The following is an 18,294-nucleotide window of genomic DNA, read 5'->3' as shown; positions in this document are numbered from 1 at the left end:
ATGCGTACTTCAGCTTCGCTCTCGAATTTCTCTGTGCCGGGTTGTGCATACTTTGCGGCACAGGCAGGATCCGGCGATACGAAGCAGGGATGCGATGAAAGCACTGATACTGTCCGGGGGAAAAGGGACGAGATTGCGGCCTTTCACATACTCCATGTCGAAACAACTGGCTCCCGTGGCGGGCAAGCCGGTTCTCCGGCATTGCCTGGAGAACGTTCGCCGCATCGGCGTCCAGGAGGCCGGAATAATTGTCGGTGACAACGGTGCAGAGGTGCAGCGTGTGATCGGCGACGGTAGTGACCTCGGAATGCGAATCACCTATCTTCGTCAGGACGAGCCGCGCGGGCTGGCGCACACCGTTCGGGTGGCGCGGGACTTCCTCGGTGACGAGGACTTCGTCATGTATCTCGGGGACAACATCCTGGCGCACGGAATCGGTCGGTCCGCGCGGACTTTCCGCGACCGCCGCCCGGATGCCCAGTTGCTGGTCACCGAGGTGGCCGACCCACGTTCATACGGCGTCGCGGAAGTCGATACCGAGGGTGTTGTCACCGGCCTGGTGGAAAAGCCCGCACAGCCGAAGAGCAATTTGGCGGTGACCGGGGTCTACTTCCTCACCGCGGCCATTCATGCCGCGGTGGACGCGATCGAACCGAGTTGGCGCGGCGAGCTGGAGATCACCGACGCGCTGCAACATCTGGTCGCTTCCGGGTGCACGGTGACCGCCGAGCAGTACAAGGGCTACTGGCAGGACACCGGAGATGTGGAGGGGCTGCTGGATGCCAACCGGGTGCTGCTGGCGCAGCGGTCGCCGGAGATCGCCGGCAGCATCGATGCCCAGACGTCGGTGCGCGGCCTCGTGGTGGTGGAAGCGGGCGCGGTCGTGACCCGCTCCCGGCTGGCGGGCCCGCTGTTCATCGGCCGCGGCACCGTCGTCGACAACTCCAGCCTCGGCCCCGCCACCTCGATCGGGGCGAAGTGCACCGTGCGGGACTCGGCGATCGAGAACACGATCGTGCTCGAGGACGCGTGCGTCGAGGGCGTGCCGGATCTGCGGCGGTCGATGATCGGCCGGTGCGCCGAGGTGCGCGGCGGCGCGGCCATCGATCACTGTCGGCTGGTCATCGGCGACCATTCCAAGGCGCGGGTGAGCGCGCTGCCGGTGGCGGAGCTCGATGACTTGCTGCAGGCGGGCGAGCACCTCGGGGCGTCCTCGCGGGTGATCCCATGACGCACAGGGTCTCCCTCTCCGAAAATACTTCCGGCGGTGGGGTTGACGATGTCACCGAGGTCGTCGCGCCGGACGATGTGATCGCCCAGCAACCGGACTGGCCCGACGCCGAGGCGCTGGGGCGGGTCCGGGAAGAGTTGGCCGGACTGCCGGGGCTGGTGCGCGCCGCGGAGACCCAGCAGCTGCGGTCGCTGCTGGCCGAGGTCGCGATGGGGCGAATCCAGGTGATCCAGGCCGGTGACTGTGCCGAGGATCCGGACCATTGCACCCCGGCACACGTCGAGCGCAAGGCGGCACTGCTGGATGTGCTTGCGGCGGTGATGAAGCTCGGTGGCAACAGGCCCGTCCTGCGGGTGGGACGGATCGCGGGCCAGTTCGCCAAGCCCCGATCCCGGCCGACCGAATGGCACGACGGTGTGGAGCTGCCGGTCTTTCGTGGGCACATGGTCAACAGTCCCGAGCCGGATCCCCAACTGCGGCAACCGGATCCGAGCCGGATACTGCTCGGCTACCGGGCGGCGGGCGTGGCGATGGATACCCTCGGGCGCCGCAATGCCGTGCACCGCCTCGCCATGGAGGCACCGGTGTGGACGAGCCACGAGGCGTTGTTGCTCGACTACGAACTGCCGATGCTGCGCCGCACCGAGGAGGGCGATCTGCTGTTGTCGTCCACTCACTGGCCGTGGATCGGCGAGCGAACCCGCCAGGACGGCTCGGCCCACGTGTCGCTGCTGAGCAGGGTGGTCAACCCGGTCGCGTGCAAGATCGGGCCGAAAACCACGGTGCCCGAACTGCTTCGGCTGTGCGAGCGGTTGGATACGCAGCGCGAGCCGGGCAGGCTGACGCTCATCGCCCGGATGAGCGCCGGGCTCGTCTCCGACCGGCTGCCCCCGCTGGTTGCCGCGGTGGCCGAGCACGGGTACCCGGTGATCTGGCTGTGCGATCCGCTGCACGGCAACACCGAGGTCGGCGCGACCGGCACGAAGATCCGGTTCGTGCGGACCGCGGTCGACGAGGCACAGCGGTTTCAGGCCGCGGTCCGGCTGGGCGGTGGCACGGCCGGGGGACTGCATCTGGAAGCCACACCGGAGCAGGTGCGGGAGTGCGTATTCGACGAATCCGAGATCGGCGGCGTATGCGGCGAACCGATGTGCGATCCGCGGCTCAACACCGAACAGGCCGTCGCGGTCGCCGAGGCGTGGCGATCCGGCGAGACGTGGCACCCGACGATTTCGTTCAGGAGCAGATATGGAAACGCGTGAGCCGGCCGGCACGGTCGCTCTGGTGACCGGCGCCGCCGGAGGAATCGGTCACGAGATCGTTCGCCATCTCGCCGCCGGTGGGGCTTCGGTCGCCGCCGTCGACAACGACGAGCGCCGGCTGAAGGAGATCTCCGTGCAGCTGGTCGGGGAGGGTCTTCCGGTGGCCGCCTATCCCCTGGACGTCACCACCAGCGCCGCGGTCGATGACGGCGTCGCCCGGATCGAGGCCGAACTCGGCCCGATCGATGTGCTGGTCAACGCGGCCGGCGTGCTCCGGCACGGCAGCGCGACCGAACTGTCCGACGCGGATTGGGCGAATACGTTCGCGGTCAACACGACCGGTGTGTTCTTCGTCAGCCGCGCGGTCGGCGCGCGGATGATTCCGCGCCGGCGCGGGGTGGTCGTCACCATCACCTCGAATGCGGCGACCGTTCCTCGCACCGGTATGGCGGCCTACAGCGCCTCGAAGGCGGCGGCGACCATGCTCAGCAGATGTCTCGGGCTCGAACTCGCCCGGTACGGCATCCGGTGCAATTCGGTCGGGCCCGGCTCCACCGATACCGCGATGCTGCGAGGTCTGTGGAACGACGGTGGCGCGGAGCGGATCTCGATCGACGGTAAGCCGGAGGAGTTCCGGCTGGGCATTCCGCTCGGCCGAATCGCGCAGCCGGCCGATATCGCGAACGCGGTCGGCTTCCTCGTGTCCGCCGCCGGGAAGCACATCACGATGCAGCACTTGACCGTGGACGGCGGCGCCGGGCTCGGCGCATAGGGAGAGGAATACAGCACGTGGGAATTCCCGAGATCACTTCGTACCCCATGCCGACAGCGGACAGCCTGCCGCCCAATATCGCGGACTGGACTGTCGAGCCGAGCCGGACCGTGCTTCTCGTGCACGATATGCAACGCTATTTTCTGCAGTTCTTCCCTCAGGATGCCGAGCCGGTCCGGCAGCTGATCGCCAACACCGCGGCGTTGCGCGAGCGCTGTAAGGCCCTGGGCATCCCGGTGGCGTATACCGCCCAGCCCGGTGACATGACCGTCGAACAACGCGGCCTGTTGCGCGACTTCTGGGGACCGGGGATGTCCGTATCGCCGGTGCATCGCCGGATAGTGGACGAGCTGGCACCCGACGACGAGGACTGGGTGCATACGAAGTGGCGCTACAGTGCGTTCCATCGGTCCGATCTGCTCGATCGTCTTCGGGCACACGGCCGCGACCAGCTCATCTGCTGTGGGATCTACGCCTATACCGGGGTCCTGATGACCGCCGTCGACTCCTACACCCACGACATCGAGACGTTCTTCGTCGCCGATGCGGTCGCCGATTTCACCGAGCAGGACCATCGGCTCGCGGTGCGCTATGCGGTGAGCCGGTGCGCGGTCGTGACCACCACGGCCGACATTCTCGCGGCCCTGGACAGTTCCGTGCCGACAGCCGGGGGAACTCGATGACGAGCGGCGGCGTGCTCGACCGGATTCTGCTCCCGGACCCACCGCCGTTCGCGTTGCTGTACCGGCCGGGGCAGACCGCCGGGGTGGTCGATGTGATCGTCGGCCAGGTCGAGACGGTCGAATCGCTGGCGGGCCTACCGCTGCCGGATTTCTCCGGCAGCGCCCGGCCCGAGATGCTCGCCATGGTGCCCTACCGGCAGATCGGCGAGCGCGGCTTCGCCGGCAACGACGACGGCACGCCGTTGCTGGCGTTGCGGGTGCAGGACTGGGAACAGCGCACGCTCGCGGAGATATTCGGCGCGGTTCCGGTGGTCCCGCTCCGGGTGCAGGGCGGCGGCTTCGATGTCTCCGACGAGGATTTCGCGGACACCGTGCGGCGCGTCGTCTCCCAGGAGATCGGGCAGGGTGCGGGCGCCAATTTCGTTGTCAGCCGGTGCTATTCGGCCGAGCTGCACGAATTCTCGCCGGCGCAGGCGCTCACGGTGTTCCGGAACCTGCTCGAACGCGAGCAGGGCACGTACTGGACGTTCGTCGTCCACACCGGCGACGTGACATTGGTCGGCGCGACGCCGGAACGACACATCAGCGTGCTCGACGGTGTGGCCACCATGAACCCGATCAGCGGCACCTACCGATATCCGCAGGACGGGCCGGAACTGGACGAACTCATCGACTTTCTCGGCGACGAGAAGGAGATCGATGAGCTGTACATGGTGGTCGACGAAGAGCTGAAGATGATGGCTCGGATCTGCCCGTCGGGTGTGCGCGTGGACGGCCCGTATCTGAAGGAGATGGCCAGGCTCGCGCATACCGAGTACTTCATCAGCGGGCACACGGCGATGGATCCGCGAGATATCTTGCGTACCACGATGTTCGCCCCCACGGTCACCGGCAGTCCACTCGAGAACGCCTGTCGCGTGATCACCCGGTACGAGCCGCGGGGCCGCGGCTACTACAGCGGAGTCCTGGCGCTCATGGGCCACCACGAGGACGGTAGTTACGCGCTGGACTCGTCGATCCTGATCCGCATGGCCGAGATCGACCGCGGCGGACGGATGCGGGTTCGTGTCGGGGCCACCCTCGTGCGTCATTCCGACCCGCTCGCCGAGGCGGCCGAAACCCGGGCCAAGGCGGCCGGGCTGCTCGCGGCGGTGGGTTCGCGACGCCTGGGCGACCACCCCGACGTCCGGGCGGCGCTGCGTCGCCGCAATGATCACGTCGCGCGGTTCTGGCTCGGCGAGGAGCGGACGGCCGCCGCGGCGCCCGCGCTGGTCGGCCGCAATGTCCTGGTGGTAGATGCGGAGGACGACTTCACCGCCATGCTGGCCCTCCAGTTGCGGTCGTTCGGGCTGACGGTGGATGTGTGCGGTTCGGGCAGGCCGTATCGCATCGAAGACTACGACCTGGTGTTGCTCGGGCCGGGACCCGGCAATCCGGCCGACCGTGACGACGAGCGCGTGCGTCACCTCGAGCAGACGGTGCGCCGGCTGCTCGACGAGCAGCGTCCCTTCCTCGCGGTATGCCTGAGCCATCAGGTGCTGTCCCGGGTGCTCGGATTCCCGCTGCGCCGGAGGGAAACACCCAACCAGGGCGTCCAGCGGGTGCTGCCGCTGTTCGGCGAGCAGGTCCGCGTCGGCTTCTACAACACCTTCAACGCCCTGTCGGCGACCCCCGTGCGGATCTGCGACCCGGTCGGGCCGGTCGAGGTCAGCCGGGACGAGCTCACCGGCGAAGTCTATGCGTTGCGCGGCAATGGTTTTCGTTCTGTGCAATTCCACGCGGAGTCGCTGCTGAGCGAGGACGGGTCGGCAATCCTGCGGAGAATGCTGCTCGAGCTGCTTCCCGTGCCCTCGATCGCGTGATCCTGGAACTGAGAGGAGAGTTGTATGGCAACGGTTCTCGTCGTCGGTGGGGGCATCGGCGGACTGGCCACCGCGCTCAGCGTCGCGTCCGCGGGTTTCGATGTCACCGTGTGGGAACGTAGCGATGTCTTCGCCGAGCTCGGTGCCGGAATCCAACTTGCTCCCAATGCTTTTCATGCGCTCGACCGGCTCGGCGTCGGCACGGCCGTGCGCGACCGAGCGGTGCTCGTCGACGAGCTGCGACTGATGGACGCCGTTACCGGCGAACCGATCGTGCGGTTCCCGCTGACCGGCGCGTACCGCGAGCGGTTCGGCAACCCCTATTCGGTGGTGCACCGCGGCGACCTCTACCAGCCGCTGCTCGACGCCTCCCGGGACCACGATGCCATCGAGCTGTGCGGTGGCAGGCGGGCGACCGGATACGAGGAGGACGACGACGGCGTCACCGTCTTCGACGAGCACGGGCACAGCCGCCGCGGCGACCTCCTGATCGGTGCGGACGGGATCCGCTCGACCATCCGGCGCGCGCTGCTCGACGACGGCGATCCGCGGGTCACCGGCCACACCATCTACCGCAGCCTGGTACCGATGGATGCCGTGCCGCGGACGCTACGGTCCGAGGCGGTGACATTGTGGGCGGGGCCCGGTTGGCATCTGGTCCATTACGCCATCGCGGGCGGCAGCATGCTGAACGTGGCCGCGATCCGCGACGATCGCGCAGCGAATGTCATTGTCGGGCAACCGGTCCCGGATGCCGAGGTGGTGAAGGAATTCGCCGGGCTCACCGGCGTTCCGCGCCGGATTCTCGACCTGGGACGGGAATGGCGGCGCTGGGTGTTGTGCGACCGCAATCCGGTCGCGGACTGGGCTCATGGGCGGGTCGCGCTGCTCGGTGATGCCGCCCACCCGATGCTGAACTACGCGGCGCAGGGTGCGGCGATGGCACTGGAAGATGCGGTGGTGCTCGGTCGTTTGCTGACACCCGGCGGCAATCACGTCGAACGACTGCGCGCCTACAACGGTGCGCGGCGAGAGCGGGCCGCCCGAGCCCAGCTGATCGCGCGGGCGATGGGTGGATTGCTCTACCATCCGGCGGGCGCGGCCGCGCGGTCACGTAACGAACGGCTGCGCGCGATGTCCGCGGATGAGCTGCACGACCGGGTGGCGTGGCTGCACGGGGTGCGGGAGTTCGACGCTCTCGGGGCGCCGATCGTCCCGGAGGCAGCGCTGTCGGCCTCCGGTCCGGGACGGTCGGACTGAGCCCGGCCGAGCCGAAAACGACGGCGGCCGGCCGTCGTTTTCGGCCTCGGGATCAGACGCCGGGGTAGTCCATCGTGTTCCGGGCCTGGCGCAGGGCCCGTGCCCACCAGGACAGTTCGTCGAGCAAGGTGTCGGCGGCCGCCTCGAGTGCCTGGGCGTTCCTCGGAATTCCGTTGTCGTCGAAGCAGGTCCAGAACTGCGCGAAGCTGATCGTTTCCCGGATCGTCACGGCGCGCAGTTCGGCGAAGACCGGGCGCAGCTGTTCCACCGCGCGCAGCCCACCGGAGATCCCGCCGTAGCTGACGAAGCCTACCGGCTTCCCCCGCCACTCCGGATTGATCGAGTCGATGGCGAGCTTGAGCGCGGCGGGATAACCGTGGTTGTACTCCGGGGTGACGACCACGAAGGCGTCCGCCGCGCCGACGCGCGCCGCCCAGGCGCGGACATCCGGCGAGTCGTACTCCCCGGACGGCACCGGCTTCGCCTGCTGGGTCAGCGGCAGTGACAGGTCTGCCACATCGATCGTGTCGAGCTTCATCTCCGGGCGCTGTTCGATGCGGTTCTGCATCCAGGACGCGGCGGTCGGGCCGAACCGTCCCTCCCGTACGCTGCCGCAGATGAGTGCGACCCGGAACTGATCGGACGCCATGAATATCTCCTCGGGTAAGCAATCGAATCGTCTGCAAGTGGTGTCGGTAGCGGCGATCGGCCTCCGGTGAAGGCGATCCGTCATTGACCGTAAAACCTCAATAGGAATTGAGGTCAACTGTTGGATAAACGCCCCTCCAGCAGCATTTTTCCGTACATTGGCACGAGCGGTTTTCGCGCTCAGCGGGTCATTTCGGCATGCCAGGCGGTGCCCTCGGCGATGGGCGCCCGGTTCAGCAGCGGTCGCCACCAGCCCTCGTTGGCCGTATACCAGCGGATCGTTTCGGCGATCCCGTCCGGCCAGTCGACGGTCGGTGCCCAGCCCAGCTCGGTACGCAGTTTGGTGGAGTCCAGCAGATAGCGCCGGTCGTGCGAGGGCCGGTCGGGCACGATCGTCTTGAGGGAGGCGGGCAGGCCGAGCCCGGACAGCACCGCGTCGGCGATCCCTTCGATGTCGACCTCGTGTCCGCTACCCACGTTGTAGGTCTCGCCGAGGCGTCCGTGGTGCAGCACCGTGTCGATGGCCCGGCAGTGATCTTCGACGTGCAGCCATTCCCGCCGGTTGCGAGTGGAGGCGTACAGCGGCAGCTGCTCACCGGACAGGGCGCGCGTGATGAACAGCGGGACAACCTTTTCCGGGAACTGGTACGGCCCGTAGTTGTTGGAGCAGTTGGTGATGGTAACCGGTAGGTCGTAGGTCGACCGGTACGCGCGCACCGCATGGTCGCCGCCGGCCTTCGCGGCGTTGTACGGCGTGCGCGGCAGGTACGGAGAACTCTCGGTGAAGGCGCTGTCGTCCTCCAGATCGAGGTCGCCGTACACCTCGCAGGTCGAGATGTGGTGGAACCGCGAGACCCCGGTCCTGCGGACGGCGTCCAGCAGCGCCTGAGTACCCATCACATTCGTGGCGAAGAAGTCCCCGGGCCGCAGAATGGCCAGGCTGTTGTGCGACTCCGCGGCGAAATTGACCACCACATCGACCCGGTGTGCACGCAGAACCTCTTCGACCAGCTCCTGATCGCGAATGTCGCCGTGCACGAACGGGATCGAGGACAGGCCGGCGAGGTTGTCCCGATTACCGGCATAGGTCAGCGCGTCGAGGGCCACGACGGTGTCGCCCGGATGGGTGCGGCGCCAGTATCGGACGAAGTTGGCGCCGATGAAACCGGCCGCTCCGGTGATGAGCAAGGTGGACAAGGCAGCTCCTTCGATGACGGCGGAATATTGTGGTTCACCCGGAACATGTTGTCCGGGTCGTAGCGCGCCTTCAGCCGGGCCAGACGCGTGTAGTCCGATTCCTCGTAGGCAGCGCGAACGGCTTCGGGCGATCGGTTCGTGGTACCGGAGAGAAAATTGAGCGTCTTGCGCCCCGTATCCCACGGGGCCATCGTCTCGAACAGATGCTCCTGGGCGGCCCGGATCCGGTCGTCGCGTTCGCCGTCCAGTTTCGACACCACATAGAGCTGAAAGGCCCCCAGCGTGCGGGCGACCGCGCTCGGCCGCACGGGCGGCCGAGCGAGGGCTCCGCCGAGGTGCCGGATCTCCACCGCGAACAACGCATCGAGGGTCGGCGTGATCAGCGACAGGAGGGTCTCCGCCGCGGCCTCGTCCAACTCCCGCAGCTGGGTGGACTGATTGCGGGTGGGCGCCGGCTCCTCGGGGTCGGCGTGGATGCGGCCGACCTCGGCATAGGGAATCGTGGTGACGGTGTCCAGCAACGGTATCGCGATATTCCGCAGCGGCCGAACCACACTCTCGCCCTTGCCCGAGTCCCCGGCGTAGGCGATTCGGATGTGTGCGATGTACCGCCCGCGCAGCGGGGCGGGAATCGGCGGCAGGTCCGGAAACGGGAGAAGCGCCAGCGAGGAGGACATCTCCTCGGGTGTCTCGACCGCCCAGCGCCGGTAGGCGTGTAACACCTCCGCGAGCTGCTCGCCCGCGAAATACAGTCCGCCGCCGTATAATTCGGCCACGGGAAACAGGTCCATCGTCATCCCCGTCACGATGCCGAAATTGCCGCGTCCGCCGCGCAGCGCCCAGAACAGCTCGGGGTCGGCTGTGGGCGATACTCGCCGCGGCGATCCGTCGGCGGTGACCACCTCGAGGGCGCGCACGTGATCGGCGGCGAACCCGTAGCGCCGCGACAGCGCACCCATGCCGCCGCCGAGCGTATAACCCACCGCGCCGACCTGTGGCGCCGAACCGGCAAGGGGCGCAAGGTCGTACGGCGCGGCGAGATCGAGCACCGTACGCCAGCTGGTCCCGGCGGACACCCAGGCGGTTCCCGCCTCCGGGTCGACCCGCGCGTCGTTCATCCGCCGGGTGCTCACCAGCACCGCATCCGTCGCGGCCGGTCCGACCCCGTGGCCGGTGGACTGCACGGCGACCGTCAGTCCGTGCGCGGCCGCGAAACGCACCGCGGCCATCACGTCGGCGGGTCCGTCGGCGGCGACGATCAGTGCCGGATGATGTTCCACGGACTGCTCGAAGCACGCCGCTTCGGCCGAGTATCCCGGCGCACCCGGCAGCAGGACCGCTCCGGACACCTCCGCACGCAGGCCGGCAACGTCGCTGTCTCTCATACCGCTCAGGTTATGGGCGTCGGTTAGAGGGATTCTGGAGTATATCGGCGCTCCAGCGATTCTCCAGACGCGCATCATGTTTCCCACTATCGCGATGCTGAATCCTGTAGTACGCAACAGTCAGGTAATCCGGCAGGAGGTCTTCGGTGCTCATTTGCCTGAACACCATCAGGGTGAAGGGTTCGACCGGCGAGTACGAAGCGGTGTACCGCGAGGGCAGCGACTACATGGCCGCCCAGCCCGGGCATATTCGGCACAAATTGCTTCGCTCGACCCAGGATTCGACCCTGTACTTCAGTATCGCCGAATGGCGGGATCCGGAGTCGTTCGAAGCGTTGGACAACGACCGGGTTCGCGCCATCTTCGATCGAGCGAAGGATTTTATCGAGGTCGAGAGCCACCTGTGCGTGACCGTCTATCAAGGCATTTCCGAGGGCGTCACCGCCGACGAGCCGAGGTGATCGACGTGAAAATTGGTATCGCGCACACCACGCTGCTCGAGGACGACGGCTCGATCCCGGACCCCGCCGAGGTGGCGCGCCACCTCGAGGGGCTCGGGCTGGATTCGATGTGGGCCAGCGACCACCTCGCCTGGGGCACGCCGATCCTGGAGTCCACGCTGGCGCTGGCCGCCGCGGCCGGTGTCACGGAGCGAATCGAACTCGGGTTTTCCGTCATGCAGCTGGCCCTGCGCCCGATCGCCTGGGCGGCAAAACAGATCGGCACGCTACAGACACTCTCCGCGGCGCGGGTGCAGCTGGGCGTCGGCATCGGTGGATACCCGGCCGACGAATGGCCGGCCGCCGGGCAGTCGCTGATCGGCCGGGCCCGCCGCACCGACGCCGCGCTGCGCGTGCTGCCCGATCTGCTGGTCGGCAAGCCGACCGAGCTGCCCGGTGTATCGGGGTCCGCGGTGACGCTCCGGCCCGGTGCGCCGATGCCGCCGATCTGGATCGGTGGCGACTCGGAGGCGGCACTGCGGCGGGCGGCCCGGTTCGGTGACGGCTGGTTGCCCGCGTCGATCACGTTGCCGCGGTTGCGCGCCGGCCGCGATCGCCTCGAGCAGCTCAGCGGGCCGGAAGGCCGCCCGGCGCCGGTCACCGGTATCTCCGTCTTCGGGACTCTGAACGCTCACCTGGGCGGAATGAGCCGGGCGGCGCTGGTGGACATGATGGCCGGCGGATGGGGTTTCGACCGGGATGTGGCCGAAGCCGCGGTGCTCAGCGGCACCCCGGACGCGGTCGCGGAACGCCTTGCCGCATATCGCGATTGCGGCGTCGAGCACGTCGTTGTCTGCCCGCTCGGCAACTCCTGGCGACGCCAGTGCGAGTTGCTGACCGAGGCCGTGTCCCTGCTGGGCTGACCGGGAGGTCCGGATGCCTGGCGACCGTGCGCCGGACCCCGCCGGGCCGGATGCTGGCGGGAACGGCGGTTCTCCGCGCAACGTGCCGGTCCGGCTGGTTCGATGGCCTGCCGAGGCCGACCTGCTGGACCACTACCGCACAACGGGTCAGACCCGCCTGGTCGTGGTCGAGGGTGGCGCCGCCCCGCCGCTGTCGTGCGATATTCACGAAGACTGGGTCCGGACCTCGATTTCACGCGCCGATCTCGAGAATCGGCTGGCCACCCTGCGCGAGCGGGTGCGCGCTGCCGCCGTGCCGCGACTGGACCGCAACGGCTGCCTTCGGTACGGCGGGCGCTCCGTCGCCCTGTCCATGACGCAGGTACAAATTCTGGATGAACTCGTGAAGAATTTCGATAATGTCGTCCCGCGCCATGCGCTGACCGTACGGATAACTCGGATCAACAGGAACCGGGCCACCCGGAATACGCTGGACCTCCACATCATGCGGTTACGGCGCCGGATAACTCCGCTCGGCTTGATGATTCGGACGGCGTGGGGCCGGGGTTACGTGTTGCAGCCGCTCGTCACGTAGCCCGGAAGGCGCATGGCCAGTAACTCTATGTCGACTCCATCGGGTCACCATGCGAGTCTGGAATGGTCGATCTCGTGAAATTTTTATTCATCGCAGGATGTAGTTCGGCAACGATTTTCTCGATGTCCCCGTTCGCCACCACGGCGCGTAATGCCGGGCACGAGATACTGCTGGCCTCCAACGATGGCATGATGCCCGTCGCGGCGTCGGTCGGTATTCCACCCGTCTCGGTCACCGAGCGCACCATGCTCGACTTCTTCGTCACGGATCGTCAGGGCAACGAGCTGAGCTGGCCGACGGATCCGGTCGAGCACATGATGTTCATCGGGCGCGGGTTCGGCCGGCTGGCCGCGACCAGCATGCCGCCGCTGCTCGAGCTCGTCCGGGACTGGAAGCCGGACGCGGTGGTCGGCGGAACGCTGTCGTTCGCGGCGGCACTCCTCGCCCGCAGGCTCGGTGTTCCCTACGTCAGGCAGATGTGGGACTCCGGCGAACCGCCGGAGGCCGATCGGGGTGCCGCCGAGGTGCTCGGGCCGGAGCTGGCCGAGTTCGGGCTGACCGACCTGCCCACGCCGGACATGCTGATCGAGGTCTGCCCGCCGAGCGTGCGCGCGAAGGACGCCCCCGAGGCGCAGTTCATGCGCTTCGTGCCGTTCACCGCGCAGCGCGAACTCGAACCGTGGATGTATACCCGCGGCGACCGCCGCCGCATCTGCGTGACCGCCGGCTCCCGGGTCTCGCGGTCGCAGTACCTGGACTATCTGCGCGATCTGGCCGCGAAGGTGAAGCCGCTGGATGTCGAGCTCGTGATCGCGGCACCGGACGAGGTCGGAGCCGATCTGCGCGCGGAGCTGGGCGTGCGGGCCGGCTGGCTGCCGATGGACGTGGCGATTCGCACCTGCGATCTGGTCGTGCACCATGCGGGCGGCGTCACCTCGATGACCGCCATGAGTGCCGGTGTGCCGCAACTGTTGCAGCCGAATATGCCACGTTCGTACGCCCCGGCCCGGCGCCTCGCCGACTTCGGTGCGGCCCAGGTGCTGATGCCGGGTGAGGACACCCCGGATCGAGTGGTCGCCGCCTGCGAGGAACTGCTGACCGATCCTTCCTACGCCGCGCGGTCGAGGGAGTTGGCGGCCGAGATCAAGGCGTTGCCGAGCGTCGTCGACGTGCTCGGGGCAGTGGAAAACCTGGTCGTGAGTTAGAGGAGGAACGCATATGTGCGGGATGGTCGGCTGGGTCGGTTACGACCGCGATCTGCTCGGGCACCGCGGTGTCGTCGAGGCGATGACGGAGACGATGGTCTGCCGGGGGCCGGACGACGAAGGGGTCTGGGCGAGTAGCCACGCCATCCTCGGCCATCGTCGGTTGTCCATCATCGATCGGGAATACGGTCGTCAGCCGATGGTTTCGGCCCGGGCGCCCGAGGCCGTGCTCACCTACACCGGTGAGGTGTACAACTTCCGCGAGCTCCGTTCCGAATTGCGCGGCCGCGGACACGAATTCGAGACACGCAGCGATACCGAGGTGGTCCTGCGCGCCTATCTCGAGTGGGGCGAGGGGTGCGCGGAGCGGCTCGTCGGCATGTTCGCCTTCGCCATCTGGGATATCCGGACCGAGACCCTGGTCCTGGCTCGCGACCGGATGGGAGTCAAGCCGCTCTACTACTACCCGACTCGCGACGGAATGCTGTATGCCTCCGAGCCGAAGGGGATTCTGACTCATCCCGAGGCCCGCGCCGCGGTGGACCGGGACGGTCTGCGGGAGATGTTCAGCATGGTGCACACCCCGGGACACGCCGTCTTCAAGGGCCTGCGTGAGGTGCTGCCCGGAACCATTGTCACCTTGTCGCGCAACAAGATTCAGCATCACCGGTACTGGCGGTTGACCGCCCGGGAGCACACCGATGACCTCGACACGACCATTCGGACGGTGCGCGAGCTGCTCGACGAGGCGGTGACGGGGCAGTTGTTCGCCGACGTCCCGGTGGGCACCCTGTTGTCGGGCGGGCTGGACTCGAGCGCGGTCACGGCTTTCGCGTGCCGGGCCATGGCGGAGCGTGGCGCGACCGAGCGGCTTCCCGCGTTCTCGGTGGACTTCAGCGGTCATGCCGATCGCTTCTCCACCAATATGCAATGGGCCGACTCGGATACGCCGTACGCCATCGAGGTGGCGCGGCACGTGGGCGCCGAGCACGTCACCATCGAGCTGGACAACGAGGACGTCCTCGACCCGTCCGTGCGCGAGGCCGTTCTGCGGGCACAGGATCTGCCGATCTCCACCGGCGATATGGAGTACTCGCTGTATCTGCTGTGCCACAGGTTACGCAGGCGGGTCACGGTGGCGCTGTCGGGCGAGGCTGCCGACGAGTTGTTCGGTGGTTACACCTGGTTCCACGATCCGGTTGCGGTGTACGGCGATACGTTCCCGTGGCACGATCCGTTCACGAAACTCGGTGGCGTCGATGCCCTTCGGGAGGTCGGCCTGTGGGACCAGCTGGAGCTGGGGCCCTACATCGAGCAGCGGTACCGGGAGGCCCTGGCCGAGGTGCCGCGGTTGGACGGCGAAACCGGCCTCGAGGCACGGATGCGCGAGATCGGCTACCTCAACCTGACCCGGTGGGAGACGTTCCTGCTGGACCGCAAGGATCGGGTCAGCATGGCCACCGGACTCGAGGTCCGGGTGCCCTTCTGTGATCACCGGCTCGTCGAATATGTGTTCAACGCGCCCTGGTCGATGAAGAACTTCGACGGTCGGGAGAAGAGTTTGCTGCGCGCGGCGATGCGTGGCATCCTGCCGGATTCGGTACTCGATCGTAAGAAGAATCCGTACCCCGCGACCCAGGATCGTAAATACGAGGTAGCGCTGCGGGAATATGTGCAGAAATTATTGGCGAGCGGTGCGCCGGTACTGCAACTGGTGCCCGAAGCGGGTATCAGGGCATTGCTGGATCGGCCGGCGGGCTCCTATGTCGTGGGTGGTCCCTGGAGCGCCCGTGCCGTGCTCGAGCGGCTTGTGGAGTTCAACTCCTGGATGAGCGCCTACGGCGTCGAGTTGGAGCTTTGACACCTGCCGAAGGGATACTCCTGTCCGCGGCGACGTCGCCGATCGGGTCGGGAGATGAAGAGGGCGCCGGGTCGGCGGCCGTGTGGCCGCCGACCCGGCGCCCTTCTCGCGTCGTATGGGGCGTGGACGGGCGAGGGCAGCGGTATTCGGTACCGTCGAAATGGGTTCGCGCACCCTTGTCGAAGCCGACGTGCGGGGCCGCGTCGAGGTGCTGAAAACATTCCCGGAGGTCGGCTCGTATCTAATGAGACTTGACGAAACATAAAATGTGACATCTTGACAGCATTTAGACCGTGCAGTATCGTTGATGTTAAATTATCGTGATAGGGCGACAATGTAGTCGCGAGGGATGGCGATGATAATTCATAAGGGGGTGACGGGGGCTCGGGGTAGCCTTCGGAGCGTAACGGGAGGGACACGGCAGGGGTGTCCGGATTTCAGGTCGGCCGGGGGGCGATTCGTGGGATGTCTGATTGCGCCGATGGAATTGGCAAGAATTCCCGATGAGCGGCCTTGTCGCGAGTACGGCCCCGTGATTCGACGCAGATTTCTGCAAGTTGCAGTTTTCGATTGAGAGCGATTCGCCGAATATTCATGTCGTCAGATCGTACGCTCGTTCGAACGGTCGGCGATGTATCTTACGAATCATGAACGGCGGTCCTCGTCATGTTGTCCGTGACGTTATGTTAGTGAGAGAAGATTGATGAACTTCGGTGTTCTTGGATCCTTGTCCATGGACCATAATGGAATTTGCTACCTGCCGACGGCACAGAAACAACGGCAACTGCTTGCTCTGCTGCTGCTCAACGCCAACAGATTCGTGCCGACCGAAAAGTGCATCAAAGAGCTGTGGGACGACGCTCCGCCCCGGACGGTGATTCCCACGCTGCACACCTATGCGCTACAGCTTCGCCGCCGACTCGCCGAGTCGCCGAGTGTCGGTTCACTGGCCGCCGCGCACGAGACCCTGGTGACCTGCAAGGGCGGCTATCGCCTGGTGGTGGGCGATGATTCGCTCGACCTGATCGAGTTCGAACGACTGACCCGCGCCGCGCGCGACGCGGCATGTCATCACGACCGGGTGAAGATTGCCGATATTCTGCGGCAGGCATTGATGTTGCGACGGGGCAGGGCCCTCTCGGACATCGAGCCCGGTCCGTGCCTGCGCCCCCAGATCGAACGTCTGGAGGAAGAGCAGATCTCGCTGATGGAGCAACTGTACGACGCCGAGCTCGGACTGGGGCGGCACCGCACCATTCTGGGCGAGCTGAACGCGGCGGCCGCAGAATATCCGTTCAACGAACATATTCAGGAGCAGTACATGCTGGCTCTCTACCGCTCGGGCCGCCAAGCTCGGGCGCTGGCGACTTTTCAGCAATTACGCAAGACGCTCAACGAAGAACTCGGCCTCGAACCGGCTCAATCGGTCCGGCAGTTGCACGAGGCCATCATTACCGCGGACCCGGGACTCGAACTCGAAGCGTGTTGAGGAAGCATGATTTCTGCAATAGGATATTCGGAATATCTTCGTCGGCGAGTTGCTCCCATTATTCACGAGATGAACGGGTCTGCCGGTCCGGTTACGGTGGGAACCGGGTATCCGCGGGACCTTTCGCCCGCCGATGATTCCATACCCCTGGACACGATGACCCGAACGGAGGTTCTGAACGATACCGGCATCGACTGCGTATACATATCCAGTGCGACCGGACGGCATTTCGATGACTGCCGCGCCGCGCTGACGGCAGGGAAAAACATTCTGGTGGAGAAGCCGATCTGTCTGCGTGCCGACGAGGTACGAGAACTCGACGCCCTGGCGCACGAGCAAGGCCGCACCGTCTTCGAATGCCTCTCCTATCCGTACCACCCGGCCTGGGGGGCATTCGTCGAGGAAGCGGCGCTCCTCGCGCGGGCGCCGCAGGTGGCGATCACGGCGTCTTTCCGCATACCGGAGCGCCCCGCCGAAGATTTTCGATGGGCTGCCGAGCACGGCGGCGCCGTCGCGGACCTCGGCACCTACTGCGTCGATGCGTTACTTCGTCTCGGTGCTCCGGCCTCGGCCCTTCGACCGAGTTCGGTGCGGTCTCCCGGCCGCGAGACCGGGTCGGTGCGTGCGAGCCACGACGGCGCCTCGACAAGGACCACATACCGCGGGCTGTGGTCGATCGGGGAGCGGTACGAGAACGTTGTTTCGGTATCGGACGGTATCCGTCGGATCGAACTGGAACGAGTATTTTCGTTCCCGCCGAATTTCGCTCCCCGAATCCGTCGGCGCCGGAGCGTGGCCGACGATCGGACTGCGGCGTTCACCATCGCGCCGGCGAACATGACGGAGCTGTGTCTGAAAACCGGCTCGAAACACATTGTCGACCCGGAGACGACAGGCGTCGTGCACCGAGACGGCATTCTCCGCCGGGTATCCGTCCTGGAGGCGGCCGCGACCCGTGCGCCTACGACCCGAGATGGCACCCTCGAGGAGACCTCCCATGAACACTGACACATATCCGGCGAAGTCGTTCCGCATGCCGTCGATCACGCGGGCCGCGGCCGGCTCGCTCATCTCGGCGGTGCACGAGGCGGCGGCCGGCATCGGCTTCGAGGCCGTTGTCGCCGTTACCGATGCCGGCGGTCACCTGAAGGCGTTCGACCGTGCTGACACAACGCCTTTCCTCGCGGCCGAGACCGCCGTCGGCAAGGCATGGACCGCAGCGTCCTTCCATGTCGCCACGCATGTGTTGAACGAGTACGTGGCGAATCCGAAGGTCGCTCCCCTGGCACATCACCCGCGTCTGGTCGCGGTCGGCGGTGGTTATCCGATCACCGAGGACGGCCGGTGCATCGGTGGCCTCGGCGTCGCCGGCGGTAGGCACGAGCAGGACCGAGAAGCCGCCGAAGCGGCCCTGGCCTGCCTCGGTTTCGACGTGGGCGGGGGCTGAATTACGTGGCGCCGGCCTTTAGGCCGTGTCGGACACGGGCAGTACGCCGATCGGG

17 protein-coding genes are annotated in these 18,294 nt (G+C 66.7%); 14 read left to right on the top strand and 3 right to left on the bottom strand.

The window, feature by feature from the left end; all coding sequences use genetic code 11:
- Nucleotides 1–94 precede the first annotated feature (94 nt).
- From D892_RS0135890 to D892_RS0135865, 6 genes are read left to right on the top strand one after another with little or no spacing between them, the layout of a single operon-like run.
- A complete protein-coding gene (locus D892_RS0135890) occupies nt 95–1,231 on the top strand; it encodes a glucose-1-phosphate thymidylyltransferase (protein WP_024805882.1) in 1,137 nt (378 codons plus the stop codon).
- Nucleotides 1,228–2,493 (top strand): 3-deoxy-7-phosphoheptulonate synthase, encoded by a 1,266-nt coding sequence (locus D892_RS0135885; protein WP_024805881.1) that lies wholly within the window; start codon nt 1,228–1,230, stop codon nt 2,491–2,493. Before D892_RS0135890 ends, D892_RS0135885 begins: the two co-directional genes overlap by 4 nt.
- Complete coding sequence (locus D892_RS0135880; protein WP_024805880.1) at nt 2,480–3,265, top strand: 2,3-dihydro-2,3-dihydroxybenzoate dehydrogenase; 786 nt, start codon at nt 2,480–2,482, stop codon at nt 3,263–3,265. The genes D892_RS0135885 and D892_RS0135880 overlap by 14 nt, the downstream gene beginning before the upstream one ends.
- Before the next feature lie 47 nt (nt 3,266–3,312).
- On the top strand, nt 3,313–3,948 hold the full coding sequence (locus tag D892_RS0135875; RefSeq protein ID WP_036567722.1) for an isochorismatase family protein: 636 nt from the start codon (nt 3,313–3,315) through the stop codon (nt 3,946–3,948).
- Nucleotides 3,945–5,810 (top strand): chorismate-binding protein, encoded by a 1,866-nt coding sequence (locus D892_RS0135870; protein WP_024805878.1) that lies wholly within the window; start codon nt 3,945–3,947, stop codon nt 5,808–5,810. Before D892_RS0135875 ends, D892_RS0135870 begins: the two co-directional genes overlap by 4 nt.
- 24 nt (nt 5,811–5,834) lie before the next feature.
- Nucleotides 5,835–7,070 carry an FAD-dependent monooxygenase gene (locus D892_RS0135865; protein WP_024805877.1) on the top strand — a complete coding sequence of 412 codons (1,236 nt, stop codon included), beginning with the start codon at nt 5,835–5,837 and terminating at the stop codon, nt 7,068–7,070.
- Between the two features lie 52 nt (nt 7,071–7,122).
- Here the strand turns inward: D892_RS0135865 and D892_RS0135860 are convergent, their stop codons facing one another.
- The 3 genes from D892_RS0135860 to D892_RS0135850 form a co-directional block, all read right to left on the bottom strand.
- Nucleotides 7,123–7,719, bottom strand: coding sequence for an NADPH-dependent FMN reductase (locus D892_RS0135860; protein WP_024805876.1), 597 nt, complete (start codon nt 7,717–7,719; stop codon nt 7,123–7,125).
- A 179-nt stretch (nt 7,720–7,898) separates the two neighbouring features.
- Nucleotides 7,899–8,915 (bottom strand): dTDP-glucose 4,6-dehydratase, encoded by a 1,017-nt coding sequence (gene rfbB / locus D892_RS0135855; protein WP_024805875.1) that lies wholly within the window; start codon nt 8,913–8,915, stop codon nt 7,899–7,901.
- Nucleotides 8,807–10,300, bottom strand: a complete 1,494-nt coding sequence (locus D892_RS0135850) for an FAD-binding oxidoreductase (RefSeq protein ID WP_024805874.1) — start codon at nt 10,298–10,300, stop codon at nt 8,807–8,809. Before D892_RS0135850 ends, rfbB begins: the two co-directional genes overlap by 109 nt.
- A gap of 146 nt (nt 10,301–10,446) precedes the next feature.
- Here D892_RS0135850 and D892_RS44250 point away from each other — a divergent pair, with 146 nt between their 5' ends.
- From D892_RS44250 to D892_RS0135810, 8 genes are all read left to right on the top strand, one after another.
- On the top strand, nt 10,447–10,761 hold the full coding sequence (locus D892_RS44250; protein WP_024805873.1) for an antibiotic biosynthesis monooxygenase: 315 nt from the start codon (nt 10,447–10,449) through the stop codon (nt 10,759–10,761).
- Nucleotides 10,762–10,766: 5 nt separating this feature from the next.
- Nucleotides 10,767–11,663, top strand: a complete 897-nt coding sequence (locus D892_RS0135840; protein ID WP_024805872.1) for an LLM class flavin-dependent oxidoreductase — start codon at nt 10,767–10,769, stop codon at nt 11,661–11,663.
- A gap of 13 nt (nt 11,664–11,676) precedes the next feature.
- The gene (locus D892_RS0135835; protein WP_084161354.1) at nt 11,677–12,237 is read left to right on the top strand and encodes a winged helix-turn-helix domain-containing protein; all 561 of its coding nucleotides are present in this window, start codon (nt 11,677–11,679) and stop codon (nt 12,235–12,237) included.
- A 62-nt stretch (nt 12,238–12,299) separates the two neighbouring features.
- Nucleotides 12,300–13,442: a glycosyltransferase gene (locus tag D892_RS0135830; RefSeq protein ID WP_198037075.1), complete on the top strand. Its 1,143-nt coding sequence runs from the start codon at nt 12,300–12,302 to the stop codon at nt 13,440–13,442.
- Nucleotides 13,443–13,455: 13 nt separating this feature from the next.
- The gene (gene asnB / locus D892_RS0135825) at nt 13,456–15,303 is read left to right on the top strand and encodes an asparagine synthase (glutamine-hydrolyzing) (RefSeq protein WP_024805869.1); all 1,848 of its coding nucleotides are present in this window, start codon (nt 13,456–13,458) and stop codon (nt 15,301–15,303) included.
- 703 nt (nt 15,304–16,006) lie between these two features.
- Nucleotides 16,007–16,792 (top strand): AfsR/SARP family transcriptional regulator, encoded by a 786-nt coding sequence (locus D892_RS0135820; RefSeq protein WP_024805868.1) that lies wholly within the window; start codon nt 16,007–16,009, stop codon nt 16,790–16,792.
- A gap of 156 nt (nt 16,793–16,948) precedes the next feature.
- Entirely contained in the window at nt 16,949–17,800 is an 852-nt protein-coding gene (locus D892_RS44245) for a Gfo/Idh/MocA family protein (protein ID WP_024805867.1), read from the top strand.
- Entirely contained in the window at nt 17,790–18,239 is a 450-nt protein-coding gene (locus D892_RS0135810) for a heme-binding protein (protein WP_024805866.1), read from the top strand. The genes D892_RS44245 and D892_RS0135810 overlap by 11 nt, the downstream gene beginning before the upstream one ends.
- Nucleotides 18,240–18,294: the final 55 nt, after the last annotated feature.

Origin of the sequence: Nocardia sp. BMG51109 (assembly GCF_000526215.1) — a bacterium.
Classification (GTDB): Bacteria; Actinomycetota; Actinomycetes; order Mycobacteriales; family Mycobacteriaceae; genus Nocardia.
The sequence above is the reverse complement of the archived record's forward strand: the minus strand, read 5'-3'. Positions and strand labels throughout refer to the sequence as shown.